The organism is Capilliphycus salinus ALCB114379 (assembly GCF_047276495.1).
GTDB lineage: Bacteria > Cyanobacteriota > Cyanobacteriia > Cyanobacteriales > Microcoleaceae > Capilliphycus > Capilliphycus salinus.
On sequence record NZ_CP178543.1, the window covers coordinates 4,865,861 to 4,887,850 of the forward strand.

Annotated in this window: 15 protein-coding genes and 1 tRNA gene; 7 read left to right on the top strand and 9 right to left on the bottom strand. The window is 43.6% G+C overall.

Going from position 1 to position 21,990, the window contains the following annotated elements:
• Positions 1–119: 119 nt before the first annotated feature.
• The 4 genes from ACL6C3_RS19690 to nadA form a co-directional block, all read right to left on the bottom strand.
• On the bottom strand, positions 120–824 hold the full coding sequence (locus ACL6C3_RS19690) for a TIGR04283 family arsenosugar biosynthesis glycosyltransferase (protein ID WP_413160732.1): 705 nt from the start codon (positions 822–824) through the stop codon (positions 120–122).
• A gap of 190 nt (positions 825–1,014) precedes the next feature.
• Positions 1,015–1,602: a TIGR04282 family arsenosugar biosynthesis glycosyltransferase gene (locus ACL6C3_RS19695; protein ID WP_413160734.1), complete on the bottom strand. Its 588-nt coding sequence runs from the start codon at positions 1,600–1,602 to the stop codon at positions 1,015–1,017.
• 21 nt (positions 1,603–1,623) lie between these two features.
• Entirely contained in the window at positions 1,624–3,351 is a 1,728-nt protein-coding gene (locus tag ACL6C3_RS19700; protein ID WP_413160736.1) for a DUF4157 domain-containing protein, read from the bottom strand.
• A 249-nt stretch (positions 3,352–3,600) separates the two neighbouring features.
• Positions 3,601–4,569 (bottom strand): quinolinate synthase NadA, encoded by a 969-nt coding sequence (gene nadA, locus ACL6C3_RS19705; protein WP_413160737.1) that lies wholly within the window; start codon positions 4,567–4,569, stop codon positions 3,601–3,603.
• 182 nt (positions 4,570–4,751) lie between these two features.
• Here nadA and ACL6C3_RS19710 point away from each other — a divergent pair, with 182 nt between their 5' ends.
• A complete protein-coding gene (locus tag ACL6C3_RS19710) occupies positions 4,752–5,684 on the top strand; it encodes a TIGR04168 family protein (protein ID WP_413160738.1) in 933 nt (310 codons plus the stop codon).
• 103 nt (positions 5,685–5,787) lie between these two features.
• A tRNA-Ser gene (locus ACL6C3_RS19715) sits at positions 5,788–5,875 on the top strand.
• 97 nt (positions 5,876–5,972) lie between these two features.
• On the opposite strand, the gene ACL6C3_RS19720 is transcribed toward ACL6C3_RS19715, so the two are convergent.
• The 4 genes from ACL6C3_RS19720 to ACL6C3_RS19735 all read right to left on the bottom strand — a co-directional run bounded on the left by ACL6C3_RS19720 (position 5,973) and on the right by ACL6C3_RS19735 (position 16,562).
• Positions 5,973–7,517 carry a pentapeptide repeat-containing protein gene (locus tag ACL6C3_RS19720; protein WP_413160739.1) on the bottom strand — a complete coding sequence of 515 codons (1,545 nt, stop codon included), beginning with the start codon at positions 7,515–7,517 and terminating at the stop codon, positions 5,973–5,975.
• Between the two features lie 73 nt (positions 7,518–7,590).
• The gene (locus ACL6C3_RS19725) at positions 7,591–8,319 is read right to left on the bottom strand and encodes a hypothetical protein (protein WP_413160740.1); all 729 of its coding nucleotides are present in this window, start codon (positions 8,317–8,319) and stop codon (positions 7,591–7,593) included.
• A 345-nt stretch (positions 8,320–8,664) separates the two neighbouring features.
• Positions 8,665–15,090 carry a hypothetical protein gene (locus ACL6C3_RS19730; protein ID WP_413160741.1) on the bottom strand — a complete coding sequence of 2,142 codons (6,426 nt, stop codon included), beginning with the start codon at positions 15,088–15,090 and terminating at the stop codon, positions 8,665–8,667.
• A gap of 803 nt (positions 15,091–15,893) precedes the next feature.
• Positions 15,894–16,562, bottom strand: coding sequence for a response regulator transcription factor (locus ACL6C3_RS19735; protein ID WP_413160742.1), 669 nt, complete (start codon positions 16,560–16,562; stop codon positions 15,894–15,896).
• Positions 16,563–17,110: 548 nt separating this feature from the next.
• Between ACL6C3_RS19735 and ACL6C3_RS19740 the strand changes: the two genes are divergently transcribed.
• The 5 genes from ACL6C3_RS19740 to ACL6C3_RS19760 all read left to right on the top strand — a co-directional run bounded on the left by ACL6C3_RS19740 (position 17,111) and on the right by ACL6C3_RS19760 (position 21,103).
• Entirely contained in the window at positions 17,111–18,130 is a 1,020-nt protein-coding gene (locus tag ACL6C3_RS19740; protein ID WP_413160743.1) for an ATP-binding cassette domain-containing protein, read from the top strand.
• Between the two features lie 221 nt (positions 18,131–18,351).
• Positions 18,352–19,236, top strand: a complete 885-nt coding sequence (locus ACL6C3_RS19745; RefSeq protein ID WP_413160744.1) for an ABC transporter permease — start codon at positions 18,352–18,354, stop codon at positions 19,234–19,236.
• Between the two features lie 65 nt (positions 19,237–19,301).
• Positions 19,302–19,727 (top strand): hypothetical protein, encoded by a 426-nt coding sequence (locus ACL6C3_RS19750; protein ID WP_413160746.1) that lies wholly within the window; start codon positions 19,302–19,304, stop codon positions 19,725–19,727.
• Between the two features lie 417 nt (positions 19,728–20,144).
• Complete coding sequence (locus ACL6C3_RS19755) at positions 20,145–20,543, top strand: hypothetical protein (protein ID WP_413160747.1); 399 nt, start codon at positions 20,145–20,147, stop codon at positions 20,541–20,543.
• Between the two features lie 329 nt (positions 20,544–20,872).
• Positions 20,873–21,103 (top strand): hypothetical protein, encoded by a 231-nt coding sequence (locus ACL6C3_RS19760; protein WP_413160748.1) that lies wholly within the window; start codon positions 20,873–20,875, stop codon positions 21,101–21,103.
• 114 nt (positions 21,104–21,217) lie between these two features.
• Here the strand turns inward: ACL6C3_RS19760 and ACL6C3_RS19765 are convergent, their stop codons facing one another.
• Positions 21,218–21,781: a DUF411 domain-containing protein gene (locus ACL6C3_RS19765; protein WP_413160749.1), complete on the bottom strand. Its 564-nt coding sequence runs from the start codon at positions 21,779–21,781 to the stop codon at positions 21,218–21,220.
• Positions 21,782–21,990 lie beyond the last annotated feature (209 nt).

Here is a 21,990-nt window from a genome sequence, read left to right on the forward strand (position 1 = left end):
TGATTTTCTCCTGTATGTTTGACAATTGGTAGGAAACTTGAGCTTCTATTTTACGCATCTCGGCGTCATCTAGTCGCACAAATCAACAGGAGCGTTAAAAAAGTTCACATATTTGTTGATTAATGTTTACTTCTGTACCAATTCGCGAGTCTTGTGGGAGAAACGCCCAACAAATAGGCGATAATAATGATTTGATTGATTAACGTTGTCCGCAATACCCCCAACTTTTGCCAGCGTCGGCCCGAAGTTGTTACCGCCAGGGGGACAAGGGCAATTTTTCCCCGTCGCCGCAACCGGCGCACCAGTTCAAAATCCTCCATAAAAGGCAGTTGCGGGAAGCCGCCCCCATCCCAAAAGGTACTCGCTTTGAGAAAAATCGCCTGATCCCCGTAGGGCATTTGTAGAAATTGCGATCGCCATTTTACCCCCCGTTCAACCCAACGTAAACCTCCCACAGATGCGGTTATTTTCAACTCAAACGCCCCCGCAACGACTTTGGGTTCATCGAGTAGCTGACGCACCCACTTCTCAAATTTCAGGGGTAATTGTGTGTCCGCGTGTAAAAACAGTAAAATCTCTCCCGTTGCTGATTTTGCGCCGATATTCATCTGATGGGCGCGTCCCCGATGGGTTTCGATAATTCGCAGTTCAACATCTGCATTTTTCCCAAATGTTTGGGCGATTTCTATTGTATGATCTGCGCTGCCACCATCTACAATAATAATTTCAATTTGAGGAGCATTTTGCAGGTTTGACAGCACGGAGGCGATGGTTTGTTCCTCGTTTAAAACGGGGAGAATAATGGAAATTTTATCTTCATTCATACCATATCCGGTTGATTAATTCTATTATGGGGTGGGGCGGGTTTATCTAAATAATTTCTGGGAAACACAGATTTTTGGGGAACCCGCCCCTACAAAATTATAATTAATTAATCGGACATGATCTCATTATTCATTTTGAGGATTGTTAGGAAATCTATAAAAGATAACCGATGATAAATGATTGGAGAGATTATTTTAAATCTTCGGGGCGATCAATATCGGCTAACTGCGGTAACAATTCAACCGCTAAATTTAGACGTTCACAAACCGTTATCGTCTGTTGAAACACTTCCGAAGTTCCCCAATTAATCCCCATAAAGACTTCCGGAATCAACCGACTTAACCCAATTAAATAATAACCCCCATCATCGGCAGGCCCCAACACAATATCCCCTTGTTTCAGCTTCTCAAACGCCCCAAATAAGATTTCAAGACTTAAATCCATGCAGTCGGTTCCAATTGCCGTTACAGCCGTTTTTCCCAACTCAAAAGCCCCTTGAAACGACTCTCGCAGGCGATCGCCCAAATCCCCACTTCCCTGCAAATTATACCGCAAATCCGCCCCCAACCAATCCCGCATCAATTCCCCATTTCCGCCCGTATAACAAATTTCAGTAGAAATCGGATAAGATGCGGCAAATTCTCTCACCAATTTAACCGTTTTTTCGGTCATTTGACGATGAAATTCCGCCGCACCTTCGGTCCCCAAAGCCGGAATTAATCGGGTTTTCGTTTTCCCCGGTTCTGGATAGCGAGTAAAAATAATCAAATGTTGCATTAATTCCAAATCAAATCAAAATCACTCTTGACGCAATTCATTCAATTTAGTAAACAATAAAACCACCTCGCTTGTAAAGTCTCCCCATTGTTCGACCGGAAGATTGTAAGAGTCAAAACTGCGAATTTCCAAAACAGCACCCTGCTTGCGGTGAGTCACACAAACCCCTTCAGGAGAAGTTGTTTCCCATTCCGGGCCAACAGATTCCATCGAAAAGTCTTCATCCGACCACTGTTTATCTTCGCCGTTAAATATCCCCAGAACCCACTCAGAAATCGTCATTTCTGGATTAGCATCTATACTTCGACCCGTCTCTTTTCCGGCGGTTAAACTGTGAGGAAAAAGCGGTTTATGGGCGAGTGTTAAACTCAGTCCTGCGGCGGTCAGGATATGATTTAAAAAATCGGCATGATTGTTAATTTTAACCTGCTGTCGAATCTCTCCCAAATTCGTTCGACTTAACACCGGAACTAAGATTTTACCCGTGCGAATTTTCGGGTGTAAACTCATTTCAGGATTTTCATGGTTAATAAATCGATACTGACCCCCAACATAACTCCCCATCAAAGCAACCAGACCTTTATATTCTAAAGATTCATTCAGAGTTTGGGTTTCCTTAACCGCCTGAACAATCACAATTTTATCCGCTTGTCCGATGACTAAACCCTGATAATAGTCCTCAGTTTTGAGATCAGAAATATTGTTGAATTTTGCCAGATTTTCTAACATCTCAAAAATCCGATCCAGCCGGACTCCCGCAGTTACATGAAACGATCCTGAAATCTCATTACCCTTTTGAAAAGGATGCCATCCCAAAACATAATCTTCGGGGAGTTGAATATATTCTCCCGTTTGCAAATTGACTAAATTATCACTGACCCAGTTTTTAAGATTTTCGACAATACGGGTTAATTCTTGCGGGTTTTTCGTCTCATTCACCGGATCGGTAATATATTCACAATACCAACTATCCTCGTAACCATCGGGCGTTAGTTTCCAAGAGTTACCATTCATAATTGCGGTTTTACTCTTTTTAATAGAACGGTCGTTAGTTGGAATAAAAGGTAATTCTCGACTTTTTGTTTTAAAGGGAGAAACTTCTTTTTGTTCGCTTTCGGGTTTTAGGTTTCCCTTTTGTAAATCCATCGGAACTTCGATTTCCATCCCGATTTGTCTTTGAACAATATTCTGGGGATTTATAGTCGGATTCGGAAAACTCAATTGATAGTTAGAATCAATCCTGAATTCATCGGCACGTTTACCCATTTTATCCGCTTCTTTTTCCAGGATTTTATTATCATTAACCGATGTATTATTAACTTGCAAAGTTGATTGAACTCGACCCTGTATCTGTTGAACAACGTGCCAAAGTTCGTGGGGTAAATGTTCTTCTTGACCGGGCGCTAGATAAATATCTCGATCTTGAGTATAAGCTAGGGCTTGTAATTCCGCAGGTTTGGCAGAATTATAATGAACTTTCACATCATCGATAGAAAAACCGCAAAGATATTCAATACCCGCTTTCAACTCATCCGGTATACCGGTTGTATTTTCTGGACTTGAAAAAACTTGAACCGGTGCAAATTTATCAGTTTTCTCGCCTTCGTTTTTATGTTGCGGAAATTGGCGGGTAACAGTCCACTGACAAAAGCAACGGCTAGCTTTTGAGTTGGGTTTCGACTGCTGATAAGTCATTAAAAATTCCTGTAACTGTTCCGGCGACAAACTCTTGGCTGTCACTGTTCTCATCTTAATCTTTACAGAGAACCAATTACTGAAGTGAATTTTACATTTAGATTATATTTTAATCACCAATATTGTAGGGGCGGGTTTTACAGTCACCAGTCACCCTTCGGGTTCAGCAGTCGCTCTCTTGCAAACTGTGCTTCTGACGGAAACCGCCGGTAGCAAAGTTTGCAAGAGAGTGTTTTCAGTGAACAGTGACCAGTTATTAGTACAGTAACCATTTAGGGCGCATGGCCATGCGCCCCTACAATTTTAACGACTCATTTCTAACATTCGCTGAATGGGTTTTAATGCGGCGACCCTAATATTTTCAGGAAGGGTAATTTCCGGGGTTCTATTTTTCATCGCCAGATAAAGTTTTTCAAGAGTATTCAAACGCATATGCGGACATTCATTGCAAGCACAACTATTCATCGGTGGGGCGGGAATAAACTGTTTATTACTCGCTTCTTTTTGCATTTGGTGAATAATTCCCGGTTCGGTTGCCACAATAAATTCTGAACAGTCGCTTTCTTTGGCATATTTCAACAAAGCAGTCGTTGAACCGATATAATTCGCGTGGCGTAAAACCGGCGTTTCACATTCGGGATGGGCGATCACTTCGGCTTGGGGATATTCAATTTTTAGCTGTACAATCTTCTTCTCGGAAAAGTTTTCATGCACCATACAAGCCCCCTCCCAAAGCACCAAATCCCGCCCAGTTTCCGCCATCACATAACGGCCTAAATTGCGATCCGGTGCAAAAATAATCGGCTGATCTTCGGGAATTTGCCGAACAATATCGACCGCATTTGAACTGGTGCAGATAATATCGCTCATCGCTTTAATTGCCGCACTACAGTTAATATAAGACACAACTAAATGATTCGGATGTGCGGCTTTAAACCGGGCAAATTCTTCGGGAGGACAAGTATCAGCCAGGGAACATCCTGCTTCTAAATCGGGTAACAAAACTAATTTATCCGGGTTAAGAATTTTAGCGGTTTCTGCCATAAAATGAACCCCCGCAAACACGATCACATCGGCGTTGGTTTTGGCAGCTTGGCGAGACAAACCGAGAGAATCTCCGATATAATCGGCAACATCCTGAATATCGGGATCTTGGTAGTAGTGGGCGAGGACAACCGCTTTTAACTCCCGCTTGAGGTCATTGATGGCCGTAAACAAATCATCGGGGGTTGTTTGGGGTTTCGCTTGTTGATAGACTGTGGTTGTAAACATGAATGCGTCCTTTCAGTTGGATGAGTTAACAAAACGTAACTTCTAATTATAGTTGATTTCACCAAAATATGCCGCAGATCGGGGGGGCTTGTCTGTTGCAATTGACACCACAGTTGAAAAATGGACTTTGAAAACGGACTGAAATTGCCTATTCTAGATCAAGAGAGGCAAGAGAGTCACAGATGAATCAAAGTTGTAAACAAGTTATTAAGATTGCCGTCGTTGGGGACGTACACAACCAATGGGAGTCTCAAGACGCGATCGCCCTCAAACAGCTAGAGGTTGATTTGGTGCTGTTTGTCGGCGATTATGGTAACGAAGCGGTTGAGGTCGTGCAGGCGATCGCGAATTTAGATTTGCCGAAAGCTGCGGTATTTGGCAACCATGACGCCTGGTATACGATGACCAAGTGGGGACGCAAACATCGCCCCTACGACCCGGAAAAGGAAAATTGGGTCCAGCAGCAAATGGATCTGTTGGGAGAAGCCCATGTCGGTTACGGAAAGCGAGATTTTCCCGAATTTGGACTGACGGTGGTGGGAAGTCGCCCCTTTACTTGGGGAGGGCCAGACTGGAGAGATGGTGAATTTTATCAAAAATGGTTTGGGGTTAACAGTTTTGAAGAGTCAACCCGTCGTATGGTAGAAGCGGTTGAAAGTTCAACTGAAAATACCGTGATTTTCTTGGGTCATACGGGGCCAACCGGGTTGGGAGAGGCACCAGAAGACCCCTGTGGGAAAGATTGGAAGCCCATCGGGGGGGACTACGGCGATCCGGATTTTGCCAGTGCGATCGCCCAAACCAGGGCTTTAGGAAAACAAATTCCTCTCGTTACCTTTGGTCATATGCACCATAATCTTCGCCACACCAAAACTCGTCGCCGTAAGTGTGTTGAGGTGGGTTTGGAGGGGACGGTTTATCTAAATGCCGCCCGAGTCAACCGCATTGAAGACCGAAACGGCCAGAAACAACGGAATTTTTCTTTGGTGACGTTAGAAGGCGATCAGGTGTCTGAGGCGAAATTAGTTTGGGTTGACCCCGATTTCCGCATCGCCGAAGAAGAAATTTTGTATCGTCAGCCTCAGGCTGTTGTCGAAGCGGCATCTATGGTATAATCTTAAGTTAGCTTTGAAATTAGAGACCCGGATTGAGACCCTCTTTCCATCTCAAAGGCGGATCTCAAATCTCTAATCTCTAGCTGACAACAGAAGATGAATTGGAGAGGTGGCAGAGTGGTCGAATGCGCTCGACTTGAAATCGAGTAGAGGTTAATAGCTTCTCGTGGGTTCGAATCCCACCCTCTCCGTACTTTCAGCCCCTACAACATAACCTTTTGACGCGAATTTGACGCGAATTTGGAGCGAATTTGGAGCGAAACTAAAATTCGCTCAATCAAAGAGTTATTAAGAAGGTTGTTTGAGGTGAAGCTGTTGGCGAAAATCATCGCTATATTCGGCTTCCAAATAATTCTGAGCGGCTTGAATTTGCTGAGGGCTAATCATTTCTACATCGCTGAGATTTGCGTGTCTGAGGTTGGCTTGTTTGAAGTTAGCATTTTTTAGATTAACCCCTCGCAAATTAGCACCTTTGAGGTTAGCTTCTTGAAAATTCGCATCTTGAAAATCGGTATAAAATAGGTTGTCAAGACCGTAAAAATCTGCTCGAATTAAAATAGCTTGATAAAATTGAGCTTGATTTAAACAGGCTCCACATAAATTCCCATCGGTTAAATTTGCAGCCTGAAAGTTAGCTTGAGCCAAATTCGCCCCTTCTAAATTTCCCCGTTCTAGGTTAACTCCTTGAAGTTTGGCGTCTTGAAGTTTGGCTTCTCTCAAGTTGGCTCGAATTAAATTAGCATCTTTTAAATTTGCCCCTTGTAAGATAGCCTGTTGTAAATTTGCCTGCTGTAAATTTGCACCTTGTAAGTTAACTTCTCGTAAATTTGCCCGAGTTAAATTCGCCCCTTGTAAGTTCGCTTCGCGCAGATTTTTCACCTCTCGTAAATGGTTCGTCCTCACCAAATAAGCTTGACTTAAATTTGTTCCTTTTAACGTCGCTCCTTGTAATTCTGCGCCCATTAAATCCGCTTGTTCTAAATTGGCATCGGTGAGATTAGCATCGCTAAAATTCACTTCGGATAAAATCGCCTGTTTGAGATTAGCCCCCCGCAAACAAACCCCTTGAAAATCAACCCGAGAAAGATTGGCTTGTACAAACTTTGCTTTTCGGACAGAATAGGCTTGTTTGAGATGGCTTTCTTGCAAATTAGCGCCTTGAAAATCCGTACATTTGAGGTTTGCACCCGCCAGGTTTGCACCCGCCAAGTTTGCACCGATAAAGTTAGTTTCGTGGAGATTTGCCCCTTGAAGGTCGGCCCCTTGCAAATTGGCTCCGCTTAGGTTAGCATGACTGAGGCTACATCCTTGCAAGTTGGCGCCTTTGAGGTTGGCTTCAACTAAACTCGCACCCGAGAGGTTAATCTCTTTGAGGTAGGCTTGAGAAATATCGAGTCCATCGAGAGAAACGCCCTCATTGTTGAGGTCTTGCAGGGCTTTGAGTCGCGCCCGACTGGTTGAGACTCCCGATGTGGCGGCGCTATCAACGACTTGCCATGCTTCGTAAATTGCCCGCTGTCGGCGTTTATGGCTTTCTAAGAGGTACAAAGCCGCAACGGTGGAAATACTGAAGCTTTCGATATGGTCAACGGTAATCAGGGAAAGAACTTCTTGAGTAATACACTGTAAAGCCGTGTCTTCTACCTGACAAATGGTTTCACCGGCGACCCAATTTTCAATCCGGTTAACAAACAGCAGACCAATATAAGCAATCACCAACGCCAGGTAAATCCGAAACCACAGACATTTATCAAAGGAACGAAATAAAGGCGAGCGGGCTTGAATATTTTTCCACTGATACCATTTTACACGTTGGGGTCGTTTTAGAGTCATACGAAGATTTTACCGCCTGATAAGAAGTCACGAGTTGATGACAACCCGTGCTTTCTCAAGTGTTAATCTATTCTTACCATAAACCGCGAACGGGCGTACCATTGGGCGGTTGCCGGGGTTCACTGCCGACGGCGACACAATCTCCATAGAGACGTTCGCAGACTTCGTTTATTTTATCTTGATCGGGTAACGGATTTTCATAGCCTCGAAATAACGGCCCGGTGATAATGGCTTCGTATTCTTCTTTGGTCATCTGTTCAATTGTAATGTCAGCCAGCGCCAAACCTTGGGTTAACTGGGTGACTCTCTGTCCGGCGGTAATGGTTAAGGCGTTGGGGTCGTCGGGGTTGTCTTGGGTAGCGAGTTGAATTTCACCTTCTAACACATTAATTGTACCCACTCCGTCTTCATCGGCGCTCATTAAATAAATCGTTCCTTGGACGCCGATGGCGAACCCCGAAAGACAACCGTTAGCGGGTCCCGAAGCCACCAAAAAACCTTGTTGGACTTCGAGACATTGACCGACAACAATTGAAGAATTTTCGCTCATTCGTCCCGCAGCGCCCGTGTTAAAATCAATCTGCGCTCTGGCTTGTTCGGTGCGGACTTCTTCGCCTAAAGTTGCATCATCGTTTTCTTGGGCGACTTGGTTTTCGATAAAGACTTCGTTGTTATCTCCGAGAATTTCTGTTAAGATTGCTAAATCGATTTGTGCGATCGCCTCAATAGCAGTAAAAGCGATTATTAGCGCGACTCCTAAACTGCTAACACCTGATTTTATGGGTTTGAGTGAACTCCTCATTTTCTCTCTCCTTTCCCTATCAATGTTTGACTCATCTATCGATGAACTTTTCCATGCAAACGGGAGTATTTCGGGATAGTTGATCTCCTATGGTGATCAATTTAAAGATTATAGGATAATCTAAGTCATTTGACAGTGGAGATGTTGGGGAGACTCTCACCCGTGACCCGTGACCCATCATCAGTAAACACTTAATAGCCTATCGCGAGAACTGTAAAAGCTATTGACTGTTAAATAAGGTGCTAAGTCCGAAGACCTAACACCTCATTTATTTTAGACCAATTGTGACGAAAGGGGTTTTTTCACCTCCCCAGTTGAACTAGGAAGGGAGAGAGTAGCTAACGGTTAGACAATTTGTTCAGAAGAATTAGTTGTCGTCCCAACAAAACCCTGAGAAACTTGAAACTCAAAGGCTTGATAGAAGTTGATTTGAGTCACTTCTTGAACCCCGTAGAATTGAGTCAACTCTTGAGCATTTTCGGTGATAAATGTATCCAATTCTAACTCGGTATTTTCAGCCAGGAATTCATCGCTGTAAGGGTCAATACCTTCTTTTAAACCCGCACCGAAAGCAAACTCAACAACTTGGCGTTTGCTGATTTCATTGACTTCTTTACCGTAGAAGTTGGTGAGAACATCGCCATTTTGTTCGATGTATTCGTCGAGGTCATAAGAATCATCGGTTTCAACACCTTCTTCGAGGAATTCACCCTGCATTCCACCGATTAATTCATCATCTTCAACCTCGCCGCTATCATCGGTATCGAGTTCTTCTAGATTGTCCTCAATTAACTGAGCATTTTCTTCGCGGAACCACTCGGTATCTAACAGAGAAGATGTGCTAACTCCCATTTTGGAAGTGTAGTTGAAAGCGGCTTCGTAGTTAAAGGTATAAACCTGTTCAACCCGATAGTTTTCAACCAGTTCGTTACCCAAACCCTGATAATATTCGAGGTTCACAAACTCTCCGACATCTAAGCCGATTTCGGTCGCGGTTTCTAAGATGAATGTCTTGACAACTGAAGCATCGAGTTCGCCAACTTGTTCTACAGAAATCTCGAAGTGTTCAGCGATTTCTGACTTGTATTCTTCGATAAATCCATGAACATCAATCGGAGACAATTCTAAGCCATTTGCCAAGCCGTAGGTTGAAGCGTGTTCAACAATTTGACTGTCGCTGAGTTCTTCAACCGAGACTCCAAAAGTGGCTTCTAAAACCGATTGTTGAGTGGATTTGTAGAACTCGACATCGACTTCTTCTTCTGCAACAAACTTGCTGTACAAACCACCGACAACCATTTCTGAAGGAAGTTCTGCGACTTGTTCAACCGCAATTTCAAACCGTTCGGCGAGTTCATGTTTAAATTCTTCTTTCAGGTAGTCTTCATCGACGTATTCTAACGGGTTAATTCCGTTTTTCCATCCCTTACCGAACATGAACTTCATTAAGTCTTTATCGGGGATAGACGCCACATCAAAATCTCCATCTTCCATGTCGTCGGCGTCATCAACGTTGTCACCTACGCCATCATCAGAATCATCATCCATTTCGGAGTCATCATCCATTTCGGAGTCATCATCCATTTCGGAGTCATCATCCATGTCAGAATCATCATCCATGTCAGAATCATCATCAGAGTCATCATCCATGTCAGAATCATCATCCATGTCAGAATCATCATCCATGTCAGAATCATCATCCATTTCCGAATCATCATCCATTTCCGAATCATCATCCATTTCGGAGTCATCATCCATGTCATCGGAGTCATCATCCATTTCGGAGTCATCATCCATGTCATCGGAGTCATCATCCATTTCGTGATAGAACTCGGCGATTTGTTCGGCGTTGTCTTTGCGGTATTTTTCGAGGTCGATAGGATTGGATTGAACTTTTTCGACTCCGATAATTTCTTTGAACTCGCGACTGAAACCAATTTCAATCACCTGTTTAACATCGAGTTTAGAGATGTCGGTAACTTCAATTTCCAACTCGGTGAACAATTGAGTTTGTTGTTCAACAGTCAACTCGGAAATTTGATATTTCAGGTAATTAACATCGAGTTTCGCGAAGGTTTCATCTAAGCCATCGACAATTTCCGCATCCGTCAGAGGAACAACTTCACCCCGCAGAACATCGTCTTCTGAGACTTCGTAGAATCCTGCAATTTCAGTCGTTAACGTTTGGCGAATATATTCGTAATCAATTTCAGACTGAACCAGTTTGACTTCGATGCTTTCAAATTCTTCGCTTCCAAAGAGTTGAACCAGTTGTTGAGGAGTCAATTCTTCAACGGTGGTGACTTCTACTTCGAGGACGGTGTTAATTTGTTCGAGGGTAACGGTTCCCGCTTCGACTAAACCGTTCAGTTGATACTCGACGTAATTTTCATCAACTTCAACTGATTTTGCGACAGTTTCAATATCGAGTTGTTGGATGTATTTTAGAACATCCGCATCGGTAAAGGGAGCGTCTCCTTCTACATCATCATCGGTAGAACCATCATCGGTTGAACCATCATCGGTGGTTCCATCATCGGTTCCATCATCGGTTCCATCATCGGTGGTTCCATCATCGGTTCCATCATCATCGGTTGAACCATCATCGGTGGTTCCATCATCATCGGTTCCATCATCGGTTGAACCATCATCGGTGGTTCCATCATCATCGGTTCCATCATCGGTTGAACCATCATCATCTGTTGTATCTTCAACAGTATCATCACCTTCATCACCGACTGAAGAATCATCGCCTTCGTCTTCAGCAATATCATCGCCTTCGTCTTCAGCAACGAACGCTTCAATTTCGGTGGCGAAGTTTTGGGTAAAGTATTCGATGACGTTTTCTTGAGTAATTTCCGCATCAGCTTCTAAGCCAAGAGCGGTAATAATATCTTCGCCGTAGACAGAGACAACGAAGTCTAAATTAAACTCGGTCGGTACGGGTTCAACCGTTGTTTCTTCACCGAGAATTTCCTCGAACTGGCTATCAGAAATTAACTGAGAAACTTGTTCGTCCGTGAGGTTATCAATATCCTCGACAGCAGTTAATTCAACCTCTAGAATTTCTCCAACGCTGCTGAGATTTTCTGCGGTAATAACCTGAGTCAGTTGGTAGCGAACGAAGGCATAATTAATGTCTTGTTCTCCATGTTCAACGCTGACAACGTTCGACTCGGTGAACCATTCAGACGCCAATTCTGGGGTAACTTCTGATTCTTCTACTCCCGCAGATTCAGCAATTGCAGTTACATTTGTTTCCGCTAAGAAATCGAGGATTTCAGTTTCGGAAACCATCACCACTTCTTCACCGGTAATGGCGGCGATATCAACACCGAGCGCTTCTGCAATTGCAGCGGCGTAAGTGGCTTTAACGTATTCGAGGTTAACCAGTCCTTCTAAGCTGAATTCTTCGCCGTGTTCAACCGCAAACTTGAAGATTTGCTGGAAGGAAAGTTCAGAGATATCCTCTACATCTTTGTAGTAGTCTTTCAGTGCGGTTTCGAGTTCTTCGCCGAATTTGGCTTGGTATTCTTTGGCGTCGAACCAGTTCAATTTGCTGACATCAACAGCACCTTCTTGTTCGTAGAGGTATTGAACAATTTGCAGTTTGCTAACTTCGCTAATCGACTCGACATTAAAGGTGGCTTGAACATCGCCTTCAAAGGTGTGACGGAAGTAGTCAAAGTCAATGTCTTGAGATATACCACCGACTACAAAATCCAGCACAACTTCTACATCGAGTTCGCTAACTTCAGTGACTTCGAGATTGTAGAAAGCGGCGATTTTTTCGGCAAATTCTTCGCGATAAACTTCAACTTCTGTTTCTTCGATGTAACCGGAAAGGTCAATTCCTTGTTCCAAGCCAACCGTTACCATGAACTTATAGACTTGTTCGGAACTGATTAAACTAACGTTTGCTACTCCGAAGAACGTGGTCAGTGCTTGCGCGTTTTCTGTGCGATAAAGTTCGACTTTGAATGCTGACAGTTGTTGTTCGGGTTCAAAGTTTTCACCGAAGAAGTATTGTTTGAGGTCTTCGAGAGTCAGGTCTTTTTCTTTCTTACCGATAGATTCTGCAAAGTCTTCCAGTTCATCTTTGAATTGTTTGCGAACCCATTTTTCATCGATGAAGGGATGCTTTCCACCGAAGACAAATTCTAAGGTTTCATCAACGGTAACGTCTGTACCGAATTGAACTTCTAAAGCTTCTTTGTAGACTTCTTTGAGGTATTCAACGTCTACAACTTGCTTCAGGAGTCCGAGTTTAAAACCTTCGCCTTTGAAGAATGCTTTGAGTTGACCGTCGGTTAAGTCATCGATGTCTTTAAATCCACCTTTGAAAAAGTCTTTGAGTTCTTTTTCAAAGCCTTTGAGTTCTTTCCGCAGTTCCTTGAAGTTAAAGACAGAACCGCTTAACTCTTGTTCGAGGATAAAGGATTTAACTTGAGAAACTTCTAAAGTGCTGACTTCTTCGATGGTGATATTGTAGAATTCGGCGAGTTGAACCGCATATTTGACTTTGGAATATTCGACATCAACTTCAATTTCTAAGTTGGCACTGTCGAGAACTTGTTCGTCGGTCAGTTCGCTGCTATTCTCAACGTCAAGTTCTTCGCGAATTTCTTCACCGTATTGTTTTTTGATGAATTTGAAGTCGAAGAATGCAGAAGTATTTAAACCTTGTTTAATTCCTTCGGTTTCCAGATATTCGAGAATTTGTTCCGGGGTTGGATTTTCTCCGAGTTCTTCGGCAATTTTCTCGCCGTAAATGGATTTTAGATAATCAAAGTTAACTTTCGGAGAAGGACTATTTCCTTTACCAACCACTTCTTCTTGAACGAATTGAATTAAATCGCTTAACTTCAATCCTTCAACAGATTCAGTGTCAAAGAACGCTTTGATTTCGTCTTCAAACTGCTTGAGAATTTCATCGATATCAAAGAACTTAGACAGTTTAAATCCTTTCAGTTCAGACAAGTCTGTTTTAGTTAACAAGTCTTGCAGTTCTTCGTTGCTAATTTCGCCTTCGATACCGAGTTTTTCTAACAGTTCGGCGTTACCGCGAACAACTTTAACATTCAGATAAACCTGAGACGGGGGTTCTACATCATCACCGTCATCAACGCCGTCATCGACATCATCATCGTCGTCATCGGTATCATCGCCGTCATCGACATCATCATCGTCGTCATCGGTATCATCGCCGTCATCGACATCATCATCGTCGTCATCGGTATCATCGCCGTCATCGACATCATCATCGCCGTCATCGGTATCATCGCCGTCATCGGGAACATTCACATCGGGAACTTCTCCAACAATACCGTCACCTTCTCCACCACCAATGTCGGAGTCGTCGCTATCTTCTCCTGCGATATCGTCGTCGGAGTCGTCTGAGTCGTCATCGGAGTCGTCGTCTGAGTCGTCTACATCATCATCGGAGTCGTCGGAGTCGTCTACATCATCATCGGAGTCGTCATCATCGTCGCTGTCATCTACAGGAGGAACATCATCCCCGTCTGTGTCATCATCGCCTGTAACAATTAAGTTCAGGTTGCTAACAATAGACTCAACTAATTCTTCGATATCTAATTCAGCAAGACTAGAAATTTGCAGAACTTGTAGAACTTTTGAAACCGAGAATGAGAAGCTAAATTCACGGTTTTCTTCGCGTCCAAAATTTAACCAGTGGTCTACCAAGTTAATTTGACCCGACTGCACAAATTCAACGAGGTCTTGGTTGAGTTCGAGGTATTCCCCAACTTTAAAGAAGTTGCTAAATTCCCTTAATTCTTTTTTCCCGAACTTGGCAAAATGCTTGAATAAGCTAAAATTACCGCCTTCAACAAAAGACTCTAAATCGGAGTTTAAGCTGAGATATTCGCCGGGTTTAAAGAAGTCGCCACATTCCCGTTGTTCGTATTGTCCGAACTTCAGAAAATGACGGAAAGCACTCACAAATTTACCTTGACCTTGGAAGACGTTATCGAGGTCGGTGTTCTTTTCAAGGTATTTTTGCACCTGAAATAAATGACTGAACTCCCGACCTTCTTCTATTCCGGATTCTAGGAAATGTTGCAGTAAACTCGAACGGCTAACGACTTGAGAAACATCGACGTTTTTCTCTGCGTATTGGGTGATATTGAAGATGTAGCTAAATTCCCGACCTTCAAACCGACCAAACTCCATGAAGTGTGCTTTTGCATCGAGTTGACCCGCATCAACTAAGGCTTTAATGTCGGGGTTCAATTCACAGTAAGCGTCTTCATCAAATAACTCGTCTAGGATGTCATCTGTTGATTCTGTATCATCCAGTTCAACTCCGGTTTGTACCCCTTCTTCGGGAAGTTCTGAAATGGGTCCGGCGCCGTCTCCAATTCCGTTATCGGGTTCGACGGGTATGGGGGTTTCGTCAACGTCATCGTCTAAACCGTCTTCGATGTCATCATCCATGTCATCATCCATGTCATCATCCATGTCATCATCCATGTCATCATCCATGTCGTCCATGTCGTCGTCCATGTCGTCCATGTCGTCGTCCATGTCGTCGTCCATGTCGTCCATGTCATCATCGGAGTCGTCGCTGTCTTCGTCCCCGTCTTCCATCATCGTATTTTCAACGGCTTCAGCATCATCATCTCCGGGTACAACATCAACAGACTCAACCCCTTCTTCTTCGGTTATTTCAACACCGGGTTCTGTGGTGGTGGCTTGCATTTCTTCTTCTACAGGAAGGCCAGTTAAAGGGTCAAAGATTAAGTCGTCCATAGCTAAATTAAACCTCTACTTGAATGGCAAAAACTTTAGTGAAAAAAAATCTGTAGGTTACTGAGTGACTGAAGGAGGTTTACTTGTTTTCCTCGCAATTTCAGCCAGACTATAAGGGGGTGTTCGGTTGATAAAGACCTGCGGGTTAACTTGTCTTGAGTGGGTTTACAAGCATGAATTGATTTCCTCCTTTATGCTTGGTTTTTTTAGTTCTCATCTTTGAGATTTTCATTTGAGGTCTTACACCGAACTTTTTGTTCTATACCCTGATTATAATAAACGCTTTTAAGATCTCTATGAGGGTCAGATGAGAAGTTTTTTAGGTTTTATTCGACCTATACTTTCAATTCTTACATCTGGAATCAACAACAGCATCCGTTAAATTACGGATCTTCTAAAACAAGGCTTAAACTGGCTTATAATGGCGATTTATGGGATGTTTTGAACTGTAAACCCAAGTTATAAGTTTCATTTTTATAAAAATCTACGTGTTTTCACGGAGAGCTTACAGTGATAATTTATTCAATTAAAATTTTGTTTCATAAAAAAAGAAGTCACTCCGTTTTTGTTGAGATTTGTGTAACGGAATGACTTAAAAATAAATTTTGATGGATTGTAAAGCTTCCTTTAAAAACAAGGAAAAAATACTAGATGATCAGTTTATGTTCTGCCTCTACCGAAAGATAGATTTCCGAGAATAGCACGGGCAGGGCTTGCCAACGGCTCCGTCTGAATCCTGAAGTCAGAACCCTTCTACCCAAGACGTGTTTTGAAAAGAGCAGGTTCCCCAATCTTCCCGTAAATTAAGGACAGAGACGATAACCCATTCCGCGAACGGTTTCAATGCGATCGCCGCCCAATTTTTTCCGCAGATAGCCGACATAAACATCAACAATATTCGAGCCGGGATCGTAATCATACCCCCAAACGCGATCGAGGAGTTGTTCTCGACTCATCACCTGTTCGGGATGGCGCATAAAAGTTTCGAGAAGCTGAAATTCTTTGGCGGAGAGTTTAATGGGACAATCGGCGACTTGGGCTTGACGAGTATACAAGTCCAACATAATATCCCCTGCGGTTAATACTCGTTCCTCTTTTACCGGTGAGGGAGTATGATGGCGCAAGCGGGCGCGAACTCTGGCCAACAACTCGGCGAAGCGAAAAGGTTTGGTAACATAATCATCGGCGCCTTCTTCCAAACCGGCGACCTTATCTTCGATATCATCGCGAGCCGTTAAAATAATGATCGGGACCGTTTCTCCCTGGCCCCGCAACTGCTTCAAAATTTGAAAGCCATCCTGATGGGGAAGATTTAAGTCCAGGATGAGCAAGTCAAATTGATTTCCCAATGCTTTTTCTAAGGCGTCCCGGCCATCATTGGCCACTGTAATGGTAAAGCCATTGGCTTTCAGCCCCTTTTCTAGAAAGGCGGCGATCCGAGGTTCATCTTCTGCAATCAAAATCCGGCTCATTAGACAGAACTTCCTTCAGGAGAATGATTTCAACACAATTGATCAAAACGAATGGTATACGTGAAATCCTCAAGATGCAGCCGATGTTCTTTCGAGTCCCTGTCAATCCAAATTGATATTTTGTAACAGTTTACCTTTTGTTCTGAGCATTTTCGGCGATCGCTTCACCTGATCGTCAACAGATCGGGTTTTTGTTTTCCATCAGTAGATGCTTGGTCTGCCCTGGGATTTGCATCTTGACGGCATATCGATTCCATCTTAACAGCCAACCGTCAACCGTAAACAGCGATTCAGCCAAAGATAGATAGCGATCGCCCGTCGGTAACATCCACAAAACACATAGATACTGTTTCCCCTAACTGGTAGTTTTCCCAAAATCTTGCGCGAAAATATCAACCCTTGTAGTTATACGACTCAGAAATTGATTTTTCTCAACTTTTTGTCGGTTTTCCTCACCTGAGGTCTTGTGTCGAGGTTCTCAGGGTTTTCTTGGATCTCTTAAAATATCTATTGATGTCAATCAGGGCAGTCCCCAATGGAAGCGCAAAATGACACCTGCCATTTTAATTGAAAAACTACAAAAACGTTATGGTTCTGTAGAAGCGGTCAAAGATGTCTCCCTATTCGTCAAACCGGGGGAAATCTTCGGTTTACTCGGCCCCAACGGTGCGGGTAAAACAACCACTCTGCGGGCGCTGTGTACGTTAATAACGCCCGATTCCGGTCGTTTGGAGGTTTCTGGGGTAAACGTGGTTGAAAAGCCGCGACAGGCCAGAGGTCGCCTCGGTTATGTTGCCCAAGAAGTCGCCTTGGATAAGGTGTTAACGGGTCGCGAACTCCTGCAACTGCAAGCGGCATTATACCATCTGCCCCGGCCCACGATTAAAGATCGGATTAATAAGGCGATCGATTTATTGGGTTTGGCGGATTGGGCCGATAAAAAAAGCGGGACCTATTCGGGCGGGATTCGCAAACGCCTAGACTTGGCCGCCGGACTTCTCCACCAGCCGGATGTGTTGGTGTTGGATGAACCGACGGTGGGTTTGGATATTGAAAGCCGGGTGGCGGTTTGGGATTTCCTGCGTCAGTTGCGTCAGGCGGGAACAACGGTGTTAATTACCAGCCACTATTTAGAAGAAGTGGACGCTTTGGCCGATCGCGTGGCGATTATTGATAAAGGCGTGGTGATTGCGACGGGAACTCCTTCACAATTAAAAGATCAAGTGGGAGGCGATCGCATTACCCTGAGAATTCGGGAGTTTTCTCCGATGGAGGAAGCCGAAAAAGCGAAATCTCTCCTGGAGTCTTTACCGTTTGTTACCGAGGCGATTATTAATACCGCCCAAGGCAATTCTCTCAATTTGGTGGTCCAACCTCAAAGCGATGCGTTGTTATCGGTACAACAGGCGTTAAAAGAGGCGGGTTTACCCACCTTTGGGATCGCCCAGTCTCGACCGAGTTTGGATGATGTTTATCTGGCGGCGACGGGTCGAACCCTGATGGATGCGGAATTAGCAGGTGTTGCGGTTCGCGATCCCAAGGCCGAGAAAAAACAGAATATGCGTTAGGGTGAGGGGAAAGGGGAAAGGGGAAAGGGGAAAGGGGCAAGAGGCAAGAGCTCATGTGGTAAGAGGTAATTCTAAACTTCTGAACTCCTGACTTCTGAACTCCTGACACCTGACACCTGACACCTGACACCTAATATTGAAGGCATTGGTTTCTAGAGAGAATTATTGCATTAAACGTCTTGCTGAAATTGGTAAAAAAGTTGTAACGAGATCTTGTAAATATGACAGGTACAACCACTTCTAATTCTTCTAATTTGAGTTTATCTCCGAGTCAACGGGAAACGATAGAACCCAATCCCGTCGGAGAATTTCTCCAAGAAACGTTGGCGTTAACTCGTCGGTTGTTTATTCAGCTTCAGCGCCGTCCGTCTACGCTGATTGCGGGGGTAATTCAACCGCTGATGTGGTTAATTTTGTTTGGGGCGTTGTTTCAAAATGCACCCAAGGGTTTATTTGGAGAAAGCCAAAATTATGCTCAATTTCTCGGGGCGGGAGTTATTGTGTTTACCGCTTTTGCCGGGGCGTTAAATGCCGGATTGCCCGTAATGTTTGACCGAGAATTTGGCTTTTTAAATCGTTTGTTGGTGGCGCCGCTAACGACTCGTTTTTCGATTGTTATCGCCTCGGCAATTTTTATTATCACCATGAGTTTTATCCAAACCGGTGCTATTATCGGCGCAGGTGCGTTTCTGGGGGCGGGACTTCCGGGAATTCCTGAATTGGGTTTGATTGGGTTGATGATATTATTGTTGGTTTTGGGGGTAACGGGTTTAAGTCTGGGTTTGGCGTTTGCGTTACCGGGACACATTGAATTAATTGCGGTGATTTTTGTCACGAATTTACCGCTTTTGTTTGCGAGTACCGCTTTGGCGCCGCTTTCGTTTATGCCGGGATGGTTACAGGTGGTTGCTTCTTTGAACCCCTTGAGTTACGCCATTGAACCGATTCGTTATCTGTATTTACACGCGGATTGGTCTTTTGGTAGTATTGTCATGCAAGCGCCTTTTGCTAATATTTCGTTAGGTGCTGCGATTGGGGTTTTATTTGGCTTTGCGATCGTCGCGTTATTGCTGATTCAACCGCTTCTGCGCCGTCGCTTTGCATAAGTAAAGCTTTTCGGTCGGATTCATAAAAATTGATAACCCTCTCTATCTCCGGGGAGGGTTAAAATATGTTCAATTGGTCTATCTTTGGAAATAGCGATTTAGGTGTGAATGCAATGAAACTTAATCTTAAGTCTGGTGTGGGGATGGTTGTCTCTATGCTATCGGTGATGGGAGTCGGTGTTACCCTGTTGACACAGCCCGGTGTTGCCCAACAAAATACCGTCAGCCCCTTGCAGGATTTTAACAGCCAGCACAATGATAATGGTACGAGTCTGGGTATCGATCAAAGTACCATGTATAACCTGATTCATCGGGCGCAAATGGGAACTTTAGAAGTTAATCCCAATGCGGTCTCCGATCAACAAAAAGATAATATTTTGGATGCGGCCGCAGAATTTCGCGCCAAGCAACGCCAAGTGTTTGAACAACGAACTCCTCAAGTTGCCGATGAGGGTTCTTCTACTGTCGAGTCTCTGAATCTTTCCAATTAAATTCAATCCAATCAAGACCTATTTTCATATACTCCAAAAACCCGGTTTCTTTGAGAATCCGGGTTTTTTAATTGCAAGCTAAAATCTATTCAATAATTGATAATTAATAATGGATAATTTTTATTTTTTATCCTTGAAATGAGAGGTCTTAAACCTGATTAATTAATGCTCAATTCTTAATTGTCAATTATCCATTGATAACTCTCCCTCCGATAGATGTCAAATTTTTGAGGATATTCTATTGTTAAAAATGAAAGTATAAAGAATATGATATCCGGTTGATTAATTTTCTGATCGGAGGTTGGGCGGGTTTAATTCAATCTCGGAGTAGTCATCAATATCTCGGATGAACCCGCCCCTACAGAATAATTATTGATTGGTCGGAGATCATATAATAAATAAACTCAGGAGAAGCAAATGAAACGTTTAATAAAAGTGTTCGGATTGGCGGTAATAATTAGCCTTTTATTTTCGAGTTTGAATGGCTTGAGTTCAACGACAGCCTTTGCAGATGCTTTAACCCCCGAAGCCGATTATTATCAAGTTAATCGGAGTGCGACTCCCTCTCTATCGGGTCGAAGCTTAGATTTAGAAAACGGCGCAAATCGTGCCGAATCTGCTGCTGATAAGATCTATCAAGGTTTAGATACAACTAAAGATGTTGTGGGCAAAACCGAACAAAGAAAACAAGTGATTGAAAAAGCAAGAGATCACGCCAGCGACCGATTAAAAGAACAATCTGAACGGGCAAAATCCGCTCAAAATCCCAATTCCCTCGATCCCAACGAACGCAATTTTCTGAAAAATATTCAGTAAAATTTAATAATAAATCCTCTGATGAAGAACCCGGTTTCTCACAGAAACCGGGTTTTTTGGGTGTCCCGTCCTAACTCCGCCTTGAAAACCCCCCGGACAGGACAGTTTAGGAATTGTAATAAGTCGGTAAATATTCCGGACGGTTGTGAACTCGAATGTTATCTTTAAGATAGATAAATCACTCGCAAAGCCTTCAACTTCTCCGTTGTTTAAACTCTCTTTATACCAAGGTTCATCCCCTTTGGTAGTGAGTTGCTGTTGCGAGTGAAAGCGTATCGTCAATCACGGATTATGAATTTTAATTCACCGCCAAAAAAAGGAGGTTAATCATGGAACTCAATCGATTAAGATTCGGCATAATTCTCACCGCTGTAACCCTACTCACCCTGATAACCTCTAGGGTGATGGCACAAGAATCAGGCTTTTTGGGAGAACGGGCCAAACCTCACTGCATTGAGGACGCATTAGCCTCGGAAGATGTTTCTCAAGGGGAAAATCTCAAAAGTCTTCTGTTTCATTGCGGCCGAGAAGAATACACGACTCAACCCCCGTTGCGATAACATTTGGGCTAAACACCGAATTTGCTTTTCCCTCATCCCTCACGATGTGCCTTCTGCGTTTCCCGGCCTATTTTAATTAACTTTAAGCGCGAAAAATCAACCCCGGAAATTTGATTAATAGGATTGATATTGATTAAATGTTTTCACGCCGCCATCTTCACCAAAAGATAACACCGCAAAGGGTTCTTTAATATTACCCGATTCCATTCCCGGCGAACCGATGGGCATTTGGGGGACAGCCAAACCGGAGACTTGAGGTTTTTCGGCCAGCAAGCGCTTGATGTCGGCCGCCGGTACGTGGCCCTCGATGGCGTATCCGTCGATAACCGCAGTATGACAGGAGGTTAACTCGTTGGGTATTCCGTATTCTTGTTTAACCGCCGCGACGTCTTCCGTGACAATATCGGTGGTTTGAAAGCCGTTGGCTTCGAGGTGTTGGACCCAAGCTTTACAGCATCCACAAGTTGGACTGCGATGGACGGTAATATTGAGGGGAATTGCCGATGATGCTACGATATTTTCGGCGGGATTTGTTGCTTGAGAAGGATTCATTCCCTGATTAGCGGATTGACTCCACACGGCAACCGTTACACCTGCGATAATTGCGGTTCCTGCAACAGAGGCGATAAGGGGTCGAAGATATTGACGCAGCCAATTTGTTGGGGGTTGATTAGACATAGAATTTGCCCAGAGTTAAATAATGTTTGGTGTTATTGTTATTAATTATTATATCGCAAAATATCCCAAAATTGTAGAGTTGTAGTGCAAGCGTCTGGCTTGCTAGATTCTTATAAATTTATAGAGTAGACCCCAAAAACCCGGTAACTTTATCGAAACCGGGTTTTTATTCCAATTCGGGTTTTTATTCCAATTCCAATTATAATCAA